This is a genomic window from Kineococcus rubinsiae (assembly GCF_011839805.1).
Lineage (GTDB): Bacteria > Actinomycetota > Actinomycetes > Actinomycetales > Kineococcaceae > Kineococcus > Kineococcus rubinsiae.
Map to the genome: position 1 here is coordinate 109,792 of NZ_VWPY01000004.1, position 13,207 is coordinate 122,998.

12 protein-coding genes are annotated in these 13,207 nt (G+C 75.2%); 4 read left to right on the top strand and 8 right to left on the bottom strand.

Features of this window, described 5'->3' with window-relative positions:
* Window positions 1-51: 51 nt before the first annotated feature.
* From gatB to F1544_RS25730, 4 genes are read right to left on the bottom strand one after another with little or no spacing between them, the layout of a single operon-like run.
* Window positions 52-1,578 (bottom strand): Asp-tRNA(Asn)/Glu-tRNA(Gln) amidotransferase subunit GatB, encoded by a 1,527-nt coding sequence (gene gatB, locus F1544_RS04345; protein WP_167582456.1) that lies wholly within the window; start codon window positions 1,576-1,578, stop codon window positions 52-54.
* Window positions 1,575-3,116 (bottom strand): Asp-tRNA(Asn)/Glu-tRNA(Gln) amidotransferase subunit GatA, encoded by a 1,542-nt coding sequence (gatA, locus tag F1544_RS04350; protein ID WP_167582457.1) that lies wholly within the window; start codon window positions 3,114-3,116, stop codon window positions 1,575-1,577. The genes gatB and gatA overlap by 4 nt, the downstream gene beginning before the upstream one ends.
* The gene (gene gatC, locus F1544_RS25725) at window positions 3,113-3,412 is read right to left on the bottom strand and encodes an Asp-tRNA(Asn)/Glu-tRNA(Gln) amidotransferase subunit GatC (protein ID WP_167582459.1); all 300 of its coding nucleotides are present in this window, start codon (window positions 3,410-3,412) and stop codon (window positions 3,113-3,115) included. Before gatC ends, gatA begins: the two co-directional genes overlap by 4 nt.
* A 59-nt stretch (window positions 3,413-3,471) precedes the next feature.
* Complete coding sequence (locus F1544_RS25730; protein WP_167582461.1) at window positions 3,472-4,173, bottom strand: TetR/AcrR family transcriptional regulator; 702 nt, start codon at window positions 4,171-4,173, stop codon at window positions 3,472-3,474.
* 62 nt (window positions 4,174-4,235) lie between these two features.
* Here F1544_RS25730 and F1544_RS04365 point away from each other — a divergent pair, with 62 nt between their 5' ends.
* Genes F1544_RS04365 through F1544_RS04375 form a run of 3 tightly spaced genes read left to right on the top strand, consistent with a single transcriptional unit; the run spans window position 4,236 to window position 7,751 of the window.
* Window positions 4,236-5,759, top strand: coding sequence for a flavin-containing monooxygenase (locus F1544_RS04365; RefSeq protein ID WP_167582463.1), 1,524 nt, complete (start codon window positions 4,236-4,238; stop codon window positions 5,757-5,759).
* Entirely contained in the window at window positions 5,752-6,681 is a 930-nt protein-coding gene (locus F1544_RS04370) for an alpha/beta fold hydrolase (RefSeq protein ID WP_208971265.1), read from the top strand. The genes F1544_RS04365 and F1544_RS04370 overlap by 8 nt, the downstream gene beginning before the upstream one ends.
* The gene (locus tag F1544_RS04375; protein ID WP_167582465.1) at window positions 6,678-7,751 is read left to right on the top strand and encodes a zinc-binding dehydrogenase; all 1,074 of its coding nucleotides are present in this window, start codon (window positions 6,678-6,680) and stop codon (window positions 7,749-7,751) included. The genes F1544_RS04370 and F1544_RS04375 overlap by 4 nt, the downstream gene beginning before the upstream one ends.
* A gap of 54 nt (window positions 7,752-7,805) precedes the next feature.
* Here the strand turns inward: F1544_RS04375 and F1544_RS04380 are convergent, their stop codons facing one another.
* The gene (locus tag F1544_RS04380; protein ID WP_208971266.1) at window positions 7,806-8,651 is read right to left on the bottom strand and encodes an FRG domain-containing protein; all 846 of its coding nucleotides are present in this window, start codon (window positions 8,649-8,651) and stop codon (window positions 7,806-7,808) included.
* Between the two features lie 51 nt (window positions 8,652-8,702).
* On the bottom strand, window positions 8,703-9,242 hold the full coding sequence (locus tag F1544_RS04385) for a CGNR zinc finger domain-containing protein (protein WP_167582467.1): 540 nt from the start codon (window positions 9,240-9,242) through the stop codon (window positions 8,703-8,705).
* A gap of 38 nt (window positions 9,243-9,280) precedes the next feature.
* On the opposite strand from F1544_RS04385, the gene F1544_RS04390 reads away from it, so the two are divergent.
* Window positions 9,281-10,261, top strand: coding sequence for an EamA family transporter (locus F1544_RS04390; RefSeq protein WP_167582469.1), 981 nt, complete (start codon window positions 9,281-9,283; stop codon window positions 10,259-10,261).
* 44 nt (window positions 10,262-10,305) lie between these two features.
* On the opposite strand, the gene F1544_RS04395 is transcribed toward F1544_RS04390, so the two are convergent.
* Both F1544_RS04395 and F1544_RS04400 read right to left on the bottom strand, forming a co-directional pair.
* A complete protein-coding gene (locus F1544_RS04395; protein WP_167582471.1) occupies window positions 10,306-11,319 on the bottom strand; it encodes an ABC transporter substrate-binding protein in 1,014 nt (337 codons plus the stop codon).
* A gap of 50 nt (window positions 11,320-11,369) precedes the next feature.
* Complete coding sequence (locus F1544_RS04400; RefSeq protein ID WP_208971267.1) at window positions 11,370-13,184, bottom strand: ABC transporter ATP-binding protein; 1,815 nt, start codon at window positions 13,182-13,184, stop codon at window positions 11,370-11,372.
* Between the last annotated feature and the right edge of the window lie 23 nt (window positions 13,185-13,207).

Below are 13,207 nucleotides of genomic sequence, written 5' to 3' on the forward strand. Positions count from 1 at the left end.
CCCGCCGCCGGTGGTCGGGACCACCGGCGGCCGGGACGTGCGCGCGCAGCGTCAGCTGCCGACGCGCTCCAGGACCAGCTCGCGCACGCGGGCCGCGTCCGCCTTGCCGCGCATGTCCTTCATGACCGCACCGATGAGGGCGCCGGCGGCCTGCACCTTGCCCGCGCGGATCTTGTCGGCCACGTCGGGGTTCGCGGCGACCGCGGCGTCCACGGCCGCGATGAGCGCGGACTCGTCGGAGACCATCGCCAGGTTCCGGGACGCGACCACCTCGGTCGGCGACCCCTCCCCCGCCAGGACACCCTCGAGCGCCTCGCGGGCCAGGCGGTCGGTGAGCGTGCCCGCGTCGACGAGGCCCTGCAGCTCCGCGACCTGCGCGGGCGTGACCGGCAGCGCCGAGAGGTCGGTGCCCTCGACGTTCGCGCGGCGCGCCAGCTCGCCCATCCACCACTTGCGGGCCGTCGCGGGCGAGGCGCCCGCGGCGACGGTGGCCTCGACGAGGTCCAGCGCACCCGCGTTGAGCACGTCGCGCATCTCCGGCTCGGAGAAGCCCCACTCGGTGGTCAGCCGGCGGCGGCGCTCGGCCGGGGGTTCCGGCAGCGTCGCGCGCAGCGACTCGACCCACGCCGGGTCGGGCTCGATCGGCACCAGGTCGGGTTCGGGGAAGTACCGGTAGTCCTCGGCGTCGGACTTCTCCCGGCCCGACGTCGTCAGGCCGGTGTCCTCGTGCCAGTGCCGGGTCTCCTGCACGACCTTCGCGCCCGACAGCAGCACGGCCGCGTGCCGGCCGACCTCGTAGCGCACGGCCCGCTCGACCGAGCGCAGCGAGTTCACGTTCTTGGTCTCCGAGCGCGTGCCCAGCGGGTCCTGCGGCGTCGGGCGCAGCGACAGGTTCACGTCGCAGCGCAGCGAGCCCTGCTCCATCTTCACGTCGGAGACGTCCAGGGCGCGCAGCAGGTCCCGCAGCGTCGCGACGTAGGCGCGGGCCACGTCGGGCACCCGGTCCCCCGCACCGGTCAGCGGGCGCGTCACGATCTCGATGAGCGGGATGCCCGCGCGGTTGTAGTCCACGAGGGAGTACTCCGCGCCGTGGATGCGGCCCGTGGAACCCCCGACGTGCAGGGACTTCCCGGTGTCCTCCTCCATGTGCGCGCGCTCGATGTCGACGCGGTAGGTGAACGCCGGCTTCGTGCCGTCCTCGCTGGCCGGGACCTCGACGTCCAGGAACCCGTCGTGGGCGATCGGCTCGTCGTACTGCGAGGTCTGGAAGTTCTTCGGCATGTCCGGGTAGAAGTAGTTCTTCCGGGCGAAGCGGCAGTAGCTCGCGATCGAGCAGTTCAGCGCGAGGCCGATGCGGATCGCGGACTCCAGCGCCTTCGCGTTCAGCACCGGCAGCGCGCCCGGCAGGCCGAGCGAGACCGGGTCGACCTGGGTGTTCGGCTCGGCGCCGAACTCGGTCGGCGCACCCGAGAACATCTTCGTCGCCGTCGACAGCTCGACGTGCACCTCGAGTCCGAGCACCGGGTCGAACTGCGCGATGGCCTCGTCGTAGGGGATCGTCTGGTCCACGGCGCTCATGCCGTCGCTCCCTTCCACTCGGGGACCCGCGCGAGCAGGGGTCCGCCCCACTGCGCGGTCAAGCGCGCCTCGACGGCCGCCCCGACCCGGTACAGCCGGTCGTCGGCCTGCTGCGGCGCGAGGACCTGCAGGCCGACGGGCAGGCCGTCGTCGGACAGGCCCGCGGGCAGCGACATGCCGGGGATCCCCGCGAGGTTCGCGGGGATCGTCGCGACGTCGCCGGCGTACATCGCCAGCGGGTCGTCGAGCTTCTCCCCCAGCCGGTACGCCGTGGTCGGCGCGGTGGGCGAGACGAGGACGTCGACCTGGCCGAAGGCCCGCGCGAAGTCGCGCTGCACCAGGGTGCGGACCTTCTGGGCGCTGCCGTAGTAGGCGTCGTAGTAGCCCGCCGAGAGGGCGTAGGTGCCGAGGATGATGCGGCGCTTGGCCTCGTCGCCGAACCCGGCGGCGCGGGTGGCGCGCATGACCTGCTCGGCCGTCACGTGCTCGCCCTCGGGCGTGACCCGCAGGCCGTAGCGCATGCCGTCGAACTTGGCGAGGTTGCTCGACGCCTCGCTCGGCAGGATCAGGTAGTACGCGGCCAGCGCGTGCACGAGGTTCGGCAGGCTGAGCTCGACGACCTCGGCCCCGGCCTCGCGCATCAGCGCGACGGCCTCGGTGAAGCGCGCCGTGACGCCCGCCTCGTAGCCCTCGCCGGAGAGCTCGGTGACGACCCCGACGCGGACGCCGGTCAGGTCGCCCGAGGCGCCCTGGCGCGCGGCGCCCACGACGTCGGGGACGTCGGCGGGGATCGAGGTCGAGTCGTACGGGTCGTGGCCCGCGATGACGGCGTGCAGCAGGGCGGTGTCCAAGACGGTGCGCGCGCACGGCCCGGCCTGGTCCAGGGAGCTCGCGAGCGCGACGAGGCCGTAGCGCGAGACGCCGCCGTAGGTGGGCTTGACGCCGACCGTGCCGGTGACGGCCGCGGGTTGGCGGATCGAGCCGCCCGTGTCGGAGCCGATGGTCAGCGGGGCCTCGAACGCGGCGAGCGCCGCGGCGGAACCGCCGCCGGACCCGCCGGGGATGCGGGTCGGGTCCCAGGGGTTGCGGGTGGGCCCGTAGGCGGAGTGCTCGGTGGTCGAGCCCATCGCGAACTCGTCCATGTTCGTCTTGCCGAGGACGACGAGCCCCGCGGCGTGCAGCTCGCGCACGACGGTCGCGTCGTACGGCGGGACCCAGCCCTGGAGCATGCGGGAGCCGCACGTGGTGGGCATGCCGCGCGTGGTCAGGACGTCCTTGACCCCGATCGGCACCCCGGCCAGGGCTCCGAGGACGGCGCCCTTCGCGCGGTCGGCGTCGATCTCGCGGGCGCGGGCCAGCGCGGACTCGGCGGCGACGTGCAGGAACGCGTGCACGCCCGTCTCGGCGGGGCCGTCGACGGCCGCGATGCGGTCGAGGTGGGCCTGGGTGACCTCCTCCGAGGACACGACCTTGGCGACGAGCGCCTCGGACAGCCGCGAGGCGTTCCAGTGCACCAGTTCGTTCACGCTGCTGCTCACGCGTCCTCCTCGAGGATCTGGGGCACGCGGAACCGGCCGTCCTCGGACGCGGGAGCGCCGGCGAGGGCGTCGGCGGCGCTCAGGCCGGGACGCACGACGTCGGGCCGGGTGACGTTGGTCAGGGGCACCGGGTGCGAGGTCGCGGGGACGTCGTCGGTGACGGCGGAGGCGACCTGCGCGACGGCGTCGAGGACCGCGCCGAGCTGACCGGCCATGCGGTCCAGCTCCTCGTCGGTCATGTCGATGCGCGCCAGGCGCGCGAGGTGCTCGACCTCGGAACGGGAGATGACGGACACGACCGGTGAGTCTAGGGCGTGGGCGCCTCCTGGGGTGCGACCGCGGTCGCGGGTGGGCCCTACCGCGGGTGCGGCTCGCCGTAGATGGCGCGCAGCCACACCCCGAGCAGGACGTCGACGACGTCGGCCTCGGCGACGGCGGGGCCGTGCCCGGCGAAGGTGGTGTGCAGGACGCGCTCGTTCATCCAGTTCAGGGCGGTGGCGAGGTCGCGGGAGGGCAGCCCGGCCGGGGCGGCGCCGCGGGCGCGCTCGGCGTCGATCTCGGCGGCCGCCTCCTCGACGAAGCGCTCCATGTGGGCGCTCCACACGTCGCGCACGGCGGGGCTGGAGGCGCGGGCCTCGGCCGCGGCGAGGGTGACGGCGCGGTGGGAGCGGAAGGGCTCCTGGACGCTGGCGATGACCTGGCGCCAGCGGCCCTCCCGGTCGGGGGCGGGGTGGCGCAGCGCGGTGTCGCGTCGCAACCGGGCCTCGGCCACCACGGCGTCCAGCAGCGCGAGCAGCACCGCCTCCTTGGACGGGAAGTAGAAGTAGAACGTCGGGCGGGAGATGCCCGCACCGCGGGCCAGCTCGTCCACCGAGACGTCGGCGTAGGGGCGCCGGGTCAGCAGCTGCTCGGCCGTCGCGAGGATCGCGCGCTCGCGGTCGTCGCCGCTGGGACGCGGGGTGCGCCGGCCGCGGCCCGGCTCGGCCGGGGCTGCCGGGGCGGGGTCGGGGGCAGCGACGGCGGGCGCCGAGACGTCGGGCGAGGGGTCGGCGGGCACCTGCGCAGCCTATCGTTCGACACCCTGTTGACAGTCTCGACGCGGCGTTGAAGAGTGACGCCATGACACGAGAGCACGTGGACGTGCTGGTCGTCGGGGCGGGCCTGTCGGGCATCGGCGCCGCGTGCCGGCTCCGCCGGGAGTCCCCGCAGCGCAGCCTCGCCGTCCTGGAGTCGCGCGCGGCGATCGGCGGGACGTGGGACCTGTTCCGCTACCCCGGGGTCCGCTCGGACTCCGACATGTACACGCTGGGCTACAGCTTCCGGCCGTGGACGTCGCCGCAGGCCATCGCCGACGGCCCCTCGATCCGCCGCTACGTCGAGGACACCGCGCGGGAGTTCGGCGTCGACCGCCTCGTCCGCTACGGCCACCGCGTGGTCCGCGCCGAGTTCTCCACGGCCGAGGGCCGCTGGAGCGTCGAGGTCGAGCGCACCACCGAGGACGGCACCGAGACGGTCGAGCTCACGTGCGGGTTCCTGTTCTCCTGCACCGGGTACTACCGCTACGACCACGGCTACGAACCGGAGCTGCCCGGGCGCGACCGGTTCACCGGGACCGTCGTGCACCCCCAGCACTGGCCCGCGGACCTGGTCACGGCCGGGCGGCGCGTCGTCGTCGTCGGCAGCGGCGCGACGGCCGTCACGATCGTGCCCGCGGTCGCGGGCGAGGCGGAGCACGTGACGATGCTGCAGCGCTCTCCCAGCTGGATGCTGTCGCTCTCGCGCCGCGACGCCCTGGCCGACCGGCTGCGCGGGCGGCTGCCCGAGAAGGTGGTCTACCCCCTGGTGCGGTGGAAGAACATCGCCGCGGCCACGGCGACGTTCCAGCTCAGCCGCCGCGCCCCGGGTTTCGTGCGGCGCCTGCTGCGCGAGCGCGTCGCGGCCCAGCTGCCCACCGGCTACGACGTCGACCGCGACTTCGTGCCGTCCTACGACCCGTGGGACCAGCGGCTGTGCTTCGTCCCGGGCGGGGAGCTGTTCAAGGCCGTGCGCGCCGGGAAGGCCTCCGTGGTCACCGGGGCCATCGACACCTTCACCGAGACCGGGATCCGCCTCGCCTCGGGCGAGGAGCTGCCGGCCGACGTCGTCGTCACGGCCACGGGCCTGGACCTGCTGTTCCTCGGCGGCATCCGGCTGGCCGTCGACGGCCGCGACGTCGACCCCGCGGCGTGCGTGGTCTACAAGGGGATGATGCTCTCGGGCGTGCCGAACCTCGCGTTCGCGCTCGGGTACACCAACGCCTCGTGGACGCTGAAGGTCGACCTCGTCAGCGAGCACGTCGTGCGGCTGCTGAAGCTCATGCAGCGCCGCGGGCACGACGTCGTCACGGCCGCCGAGCCGCCGACGCCCGAGCGCAGCCCGCTCATCGACCTGGCCGCCGGCTACGTGCGGCGCAGCCAGGACCAGCTGCCGAAGCAGGGTTCCACCACGCCGTGGCTGCTGCACCAGAACTACCCGCGCGACGTGCTCCTGCTGCGCCACCGCTCCCCCGCCGACGTCGGGCTCACGTTCTCCCGGGCCGCGGCCGCTGCGCCTGCGGGCGACCGCGAACCCGCGACCACCGGGGCGGGCGGGGCCCGTGGCTGACGTGCCGGCGGACGGCGGCCCCCTCGCCCCGGCCGCGTTCCTGACGCTGCCGACGGGGCTGCGGGTCCGCTACCGCCTCGAGGGTTCCGGGCCGACGGTGCTGATGCTGCACGGGATCGGCTGCAGCCTCGAGGACTTCGACGAGCAGCACCGCCTGCTGCGCGGGCGCTACCGCTGCCTCAGCGTCGACCTGGCGGGGTTCGGGGAGTCCGACCCGCTGCCCGTGCCGAACACGCTGGACCGCCTCGCCGACACCGTCGTCGCGTTCCTCGACGCGCTGGCGGCGACGGGCCTCGCCGTCGAGGAACCCCTGCACGTCGTCGGGAACTCCCTCGGCGGGGCCGTGGCCCAGGCCGTGGCCGTGCGGATCCCCTCCCGGGTCCGCAGCCTCCTGCTGGCCGACCCCGCGGGCTTCGGCCGCACGGTGACGTGGGCGCTGCGGATCGTCGCGGTCCGGCCGCTGGCGAAGCGGCTGCTCACCCCGAGCCTGCAGGCCGCCCGCCGCAACCAGCGCGGCATCTTCCACGACCGCGCGATGGTCACCCCCGAGCGCGTCGAGCGCGCGTTCCGGCTCGCCTCGCGCCCGCACGGACCGCAGGTCATGGCCGAGACCGCGCACGACCTCGGCACCGTCCTCGGCGTCCGTCCCGGCTGGCGGCGGCGGCTCGTCCCGGCCGTCGCGGCGCTGCACCTGCCCACCCTCGTCGTGTGGGGCGCGGAGGACCTGGTCCTGCCCGCCGACCACCTCGACGCCGTCCGCCGGCTCCTGCCGCACGCGGAGACCCACGTGTTCCCCGGCACCGGCCACATGCCGCAGATCGAGCGGGCCGCCGAGTTCGCCGCCCTCGCCGAGGAGTTCTGGTCCCGCCTCCCGGCGCCCGACCCCCACCCCCAGCGCACCCACCCCGGAGGACGAGCATGACCACCACCCCCGAGAACGACGTCCCCGCGACGATGCGCGCGCAGCGCTTCCACCGCGACAGCCGCACGTTCGCCGTCGAGGACGTCCCCGTCCCGACGCCGGGCCCCGGGCAGGTCCTGGTCCGCGTCGCGTTCTGCGGGATCTGCCACTCCGACCTCAGCCTGATCGACGGCACGTTCCCCAGCGCCTCGGTCCCCGAGGTCGTCACCCAGGGGCACGAGGCCTCGGGCACGATCGCGGCCCTCGGGCCCGGGGTCGGCGGCTGGGCGGTGGGCGACCGCGTCGTCCCCGCCGCGGGCCGGCCCTGCGGCCGCTGCGAGCACTGCCGCCGCGGCGACCTGCCGCACTGCAACGACCTGCAGCTCATGGCCTTCGCCTACGACGGCGGGTGGGCGCAGTTCACCGTCGCCCAGGCCGGCGGCCTCACCCGCGTCCCCGACGACGTCCCGCTGGAGCAGGCGGCGCTGCTCGCCGACGCGGTCGCGACCCCGTTCGGCGCCGTCGTGCACACCGCCCGCGTCCGCGTCGGCGAGGCCGTCGGTATCTGGGGCGTCGGCGGCGTCGGGACCCACGTCGTGCAGCTCGCCCGCCTCGTCGGTGCCGTGCCGGTCATCGCCGTCGACCTCGACGAGGAGGTCCGCACGCGGGCCCTCGCCGTCGGCGCCGACTTCGCGTTCGACTCCCGCGACCCGCAGCTGCGGGAGAAGATCGCCGCCGCCACCGGCGGGCACCTGCTGGACGTCGCGTTCGACGCGGTCGGCATCAAGGCGACGTTCGAGCAGAGCCTGGCGATGCTCACCCCGGGCGGCCGCGTCATCGGCGTCGGGCTCAGCGGGCAGGAGGTCTCCCTCGGCAGCACGCTGGCGTTCAACCTGTCCCGCAAGCAGGTCCTCGGCCACCTCGGCTACCGCAACGAGGACATCGGGGTCCTGGTGAAGATGCTCGCCACGGGCCGGCTCGACCTCTCCCGCTCGGTGAGCCGGATCGTGTCGCTGGAGGACGTCGGCGAGGGGATCCGCCAGCTGCAGGAGCACGAGGGCAACCCGGTGCGGATCCTCGTGCAGCCTTGAGGGACCGCGTCACACCCGGGGCCGTCACACCCGGGGCGGTCACACCCGGGGCGGTCACACCCGGGGCGGGGACGAGTAGTAGCGGGTCAGCCACCGGCTCAGCCCGTCCAGCCCCGGGAACAGCACGCGCTCGGTGATGTTCGCCTGGTCGAGGCGCTCGCGCACCAGGGGCTTCAGCGCCGCCGGGACCACGACGCGGCGCAGCAGCGGCGGCCGGACGCGGGCCAGCCACGCGTCGGGGCGCACGTCGGGTGAGGACACGACCGAGAAGCTCGCGTACTGGTTGACGATCCGCTCGTCCAGCGACGGCGGTTCGAAGAAGGCCATGAACGGCTCGGTGCCCAGCGCGTCGAAGGCGCCGAGGCCCTGCGCGACCTCGTGCAGCAGGTCCACCGTGAACGCCGTCCCCCCGGAACCCGCGAGCGCCGAGCGCACCTCCTCCGGCAGCCGCTCGTGGACCTGCACGAAGTCGACGGACCACACCGCCCCGTCGCGCTCGGCGAACGCCGGGTCCGCCGTCGCGAAGTGCAGGGCCACCAGCGGCGAGTACGTCCAGTCGAGCACGCGGGTCGGCAGGCCGTGGTGCTGGGCGAGGGTCAGCCACTCCCAGTCGCTGTCCTGGCGGTGGAACGGCATCCGGGAGTACTTGCGGAAGTTGCGCAGGAAGTCGCCTTCGCGCTGCGTGCGGCCGAGGCGCTGGATCGACGTGACCAGCCCGAAGCAGGCGTCCGGCAGCCCGCGGTGGACGAGGTTCGCGTGGTAGCGGCCGGCGGCCTCGGGCCACGGGTCGGAGAACAGCAGGTCCTGCAGCTCCGCCCACGAACCGGGCGTCGTCGTGGGGACGTCGAGGTCGTCGGACAGCGCGAAGGTCTCGGGCGGCAGGCGGTTCGCGGGGGGCACGGTCGTCCTTCCGGGGCGGTGCTGCGCGGCCCCGGCTCGACCCCCTCCAGCCTAGGAGGGAGCCGCCCGGCGCGCGCGGTACGCCGCGACGGCGTTGCGGTTGCCGCAGGCGGTGCTGCAGTAGCGCCGGGACCGGTTGCGGGACAGGTCGAGCACCACGCCGGAGCACCCGTCGTCGGCGCAGACCGACAGGCGCGAGCCCTCGTCAGCGCGCACGACGTCGATCATGGCCATGGCCGTCTCGACGAGGATCCGCGTCGCGAGCCCGGTCTCGGGGGCGACGGCGTGCACGTGCCAGTCGAGGGCGTCGTGACGCACGAGCTGCGGCACGGCCGCCGCCTGCGCGAGGACCCGGTTCAGCAGCGCGACGCCGTGGTCGCGCTCGCTCGTGAGCAGCTCGCGCACCTGCGGCCGGACGTCGCGGACCGCGGCGAGCTCGGCCGCGGACCCCTCGTGGCGGCCCGTGTAGCCGAACCCGGCGTACCAGGCGTCGAGCTGCTCGGCGGTGGTGAGGGTGTCGGGCGGCTCCGCGGTGTTCACCAGGTCGACGGCGGCCTGCAGGGCCGTCGTCGTGTCATGGGTGAAGAGCATGTTGACAGCTTACGGCAGCGTCCCTAGCGTCATCACTCATGGGCGACTTCGGTCATGACGCGGTGCGGACGAGCGTCGACGGCGGTGTCGTCGCCGGCGGGACGCGCGGCCGCTCGCGGACCGGCAGCGGCCTCGTGCTCGCGGTCCTGTCCGCGGCCTCGTTCGGCAGCGCCGGACCGCTGGCCGGAGGGCTGCTCGCGACCGGCTGGAGCCCCGGCGCCGTGGTGCTCGTGCGCGTCACGATCGCCGCCCTCGTCGTCGCTCCGTTCGCCGCCGTCAGCCTGCGCGGGCACTGGCCCGCGCTGCGCCGCAACGCCCTGACCGTCCTCGCCTACGGCGCGCTGGCCGTCGCGGGCGCGCAGTTCTGCTACTTCTCGGCCGTCGCGCGGATGGACGTCGGCCCGGCGCTGCTCATCGAGTACACGGCGCCGGCCGCGGTCGTCGTCTGGCTCTGGCTGCGCCACGCCCAGCGACCCGGCGCCGTGACGCTGGCCGGGGCGGCCCTGGCCGCCGTGGGGCTCCTGCTGGTGCTCGACCTGTTCTCGGGCGCCGACCTCGACCCCGTCGGGGTGCTGTGGGCCCTGGGCGCCATGGTCGGCGCGACGACCTACTTCGTCCTGTCCGCCGACGACACGACAGGCCTGCCACCGCTGGCCCTCGCCGGCGGCGGGCTGCTGACGGGCGCGGTCGCCCTGGGGCTGCTGGGTGCCGTCGGGGTGCTGCCCCTGCGGGCCACGACCGCGGCGGTGACCTACGCGGACCGCACCGTCACCTGGTGGGTGCCGCTGCTCGTCCTGGGCGTCGTCACGGCCGGGCTCGCCTACACGACCGGGGTGCTGGCCAGCCGCCGCCTCGGCTCCCGGCTCGCCTCGTTCGTCGCGCTGCTCGAGGTCGTCGCGGGGGTCGTGGCCGCGTGGCTGCTGCTCGGCCAGCTGCCCGCGGCCGTGCAGCTGCTCGGCGGCGTGCTCGTGCTCGCGGGCGTCGTGACCGTCAAGCTCGGCGAGCCCCGCGCCGCCTGAGGCGACGGCGCGGGGCCCTCGGGGTTCCTCAGAGGGTTCTGGGCTCAGACGGTGGCGGGCACCGTGGCCGGGTCCCCGTCGGCCGCCGCGGCGAGCGCCGGGACGAACTGCTCCACCGCGTAGGGCAGCGACAGCGGGCTGGAGTAGCCGAGCGCCCCGGCGGCGTCGCTGTCGAACGTCGGCACGAAGACGGTCCGGCCCTCCGTGACGACCGCCAGCTGCGCGGCGACCGCGCTGGCCGTGAACTCCGCCGCGCTGCGCCCGAGCACCACGAGGACGTCGGTGTCGAGCTCGGCGACCCGCTCCTCGCTCAGCTCCCCCGAGACCGGGTTCTCGTCGAAGCCCAGCTGCAGGAAGAACTCCCCGCGCGGGTCGGTCGAGTCGAGCAGGTAGTAGCCCTGGTTGAAGAGCACGACGCTGACGGTCTTGCCCGCGAACTCGGGGTGCTCGTCCTCGGCGGCCCGGAAGCCGGCCTCGACCTCGTCGGTGAGCGCGTCCGCCGCGTCCGCCCGCCCGAGCGCGCGCCCGATGACGGCCAGCTCCTCCTGCCACGTCGCGGCCGCGGCGGCGTCGGCGCCCGCGCCGGGGATCACGTCACCGATGGTGGGCGCGATCGCGGAGAGCTTGTCGTAGTCGGCCTGCTGCAGGTACGCGTAGGCCCCGATGATGAGGTCGGGCTGCAGCGCGGCGATGGCCTCGAAGTTCAGCTCGGCCTGGCCGACGGAGGCGATGCCGTCCGCCGGGAGCCGGTCCACGGCCCACGGGCGGCGCGTCGCGTCGTAGGTGCCGAGCGGGGTGCGGCTGCCGACCGGGGTCACGCCGAGCGCGAGGACGAAGTCCTCCTCGTTGTAGCCGACGGTCACGACGCGGGTGGGCGCGGCCGGGACCGTGGTGGACCCCAGCTGGTGCTCGATGGTCACCGGGAACGAGCCGGCGGCGCCCGCGGAGGGGGTCGAGGCCGGGGACTCCGCCACGGCGGGGTCGTCGCTCCCGCAGGCGGAGAGGGTGGCCAGCACGCCGGAGGCGGCCAGGGCGGCGAGGACGGATCGACGATGCATGAGGTGAGGCTATCCTCACCCTGACCAGGGACTCAAAACCGCCCCGAGCCTCAGACGAGGAGCTGGGTCGTCGCCAGCTCGCGGTACAGCGGTGAGCTGTCGAGCAGCTCCGCGTGGGTGCCGCGCGCCAGCACCCGGCCGTCGTCGACCACGACGATCTGGTCGGAGTCCACGACGGTCGACAGCCGGTGCGCGACGACGACCAGGGTGCGGCGGTGCGCGGCGGCCGCGAGGGAGTCGCGCAGCAGCGCCTCGTTGCGGGCGTCGAGGCTGGCCGTCGGCTCGTCGAGCAGGAGCAGCTCGGCGGGGGCCAGCAGCGCGCGGGCGATCGCGAGCCGCTGCCGCTGCCCGCCCGAGAGCAGCACCCCGCCCTCCCCGACCTCGGCGTCCAACCCCTGCGGGGAGCGCTGCACCAGCTCCGTCAGCCCCACCTCGGCCAGCACGGCCATGACCTCGGCGTCGTCGGCCCCGGGCCGGGCGAGCGTGATGGTCGCCCGCAGCGTGCCGGACAGCACCGGCGCGTCCTGCTCGACGTAGCCGAGCCGGGCCCGCAGCTGCGCCCGCGGCACGGCCCGCACGTCGACGCCCCCGACGCGCACCGCCCCGCCGTCGACGTCGTGGAAGCGCTCGACCAGGCCCAGCAGCGTCGACTTCCCCGCCCCCGAGGGCCCGACCAGCGCCGTCCGCGTCCCCGCGGGGACGGTGAAGCTGACCCCGCGCAGGGCCGGGGTGCCGTCGGGGTAGCTGAAGCTCACGTCGTCGAGCTCGAGCAGCGGCGCGCCGGGCACGTCGCGCACGGGGGCGCCGACGACGGCGGGGTCGTCCTCCTCCACGGGCAGGACGACGACCTCCTGGATGCGGGTCAGGGCCGCGAGGCCGGCCTGCACGACCGTCCAGACCCGCAGCACGGACCCCAGCGGGGCGACCAGGGTGAAGAGCAGCAGCACGAAGGTGACGAGGTCGGCGACCGACGTCGCACCCGACGCCACCCGCGCGCCGCCGACGCCGAGCACGGCCACGAAGGCGCCCTGCACGGAGATCTGCAGCGCCGGCGTGATGAGCGCGCGCAGCTTCGAGGCGCGCACCGCGGCGGCCCGGGCGCGCCCGGCCGCCGCGACCACGACGTCCAGCTCCCGGTCCGTGGCCCCGCTGGCGCGGATGGTCCGCAGCGCGGAGATCATCCGGCCCACCGAGGAGCTCATCTCCCCCACCTGCCGCTGCGTCACGAGCTCCAGCCCGCCGAGCCGGGAGGACACGACCCCGATGACGGCCCCGGCGAGCGACACCGCGACCAGGGTCACCGCGAGCAGCACCAGGTCGATGCGCGCCATGAGCACGATGGACCCGAGCAGCGTCAGCAGGGTCCCGAGCAGGTCGAACAGCCCCGAGGTGACGACGCCCGACAGGGCCGTGGTGTCGCTGCCGACGCGGGAGAGGAGGTCACCGGACGTGCGGGCGTCGCGCGAGGCGACCGTGATGCGGGCCAGGCGCGAGACGAGCGAGGTGCGCAGGCCCAGCACGACCCCGGCCCCCGCGCGCTCGAGCAGGAACTGCCGGAACCCGCCGACGACGGCCCCCACGAGCACGACGGCGACCAGCAGCACCGCCACCCGGCGCAGCACCCCGTCCTCGCCGACGACCGCGACGACGCGGCCGATCAGCAGGGGCTGCGCCAGCGACGTCACGGCGCTCACCAGCGACAGCGCGACCGCCACGGCGATCGCGGGCCGGTGCGGCAGCAGGTGCGGGAGCAGCAGCCGCCCCGCCTCGCGCCACGGCAGGACCTGGGGCCGCTCGGCCGTGCTGCGCCCGCGCAGGGTGGGGCGCCCGCGGCGGGTGCGGACGGGACCGGGCTCGGAGCTCACCCGTGCATCCTCACCCGGGGCCG

Bases quoted from the DNA above. Each gene is read 5' to 3' on its own strand.
- F1544_RS04395 (WP_167582471.1), bottom strand. From the start codon at position 11,319: ATGCATCGTCGATCCGTCCTCGCCGCCCTGGCCGCCTCCGGCGTGCTG.
- F1544_RS04375 (WP_167582465.1), top strand. From the start codon at position 6,678: ATGACCACCACCCCCGAGAACGACGTCCCCGCGACGATGCGCGCGCAG.
- F1544_RS04390 (WP_167582469.1), top strand. From the start codon at position 9,281: ATGGGCGACTTCGGTCATGACGCGGTGCGGACGAGCGTCGACGGCGGT.
- gatB (WP_167582456.1), bottom strand. From the start codon at position 1,578: ATGAGCGCCGTGGACCAGACGATCCCCTACGACGAGGCCATCGCGCAG.
- F1544_RS04365 (WP_167582463.1), top strand. From the start codon at position 4,236: ATGACACGAGAGCACGTGGACGTGCTGGTCGTCGGGGCGGGCCTGTCG.
- F1544_RS04385 (WP_167582467.1), bottom strand. From the start codon at position 9,242: ATGCTCTTCACCCATGACACGACGACGGCCCTGCAGGCCGCCGTCGAC.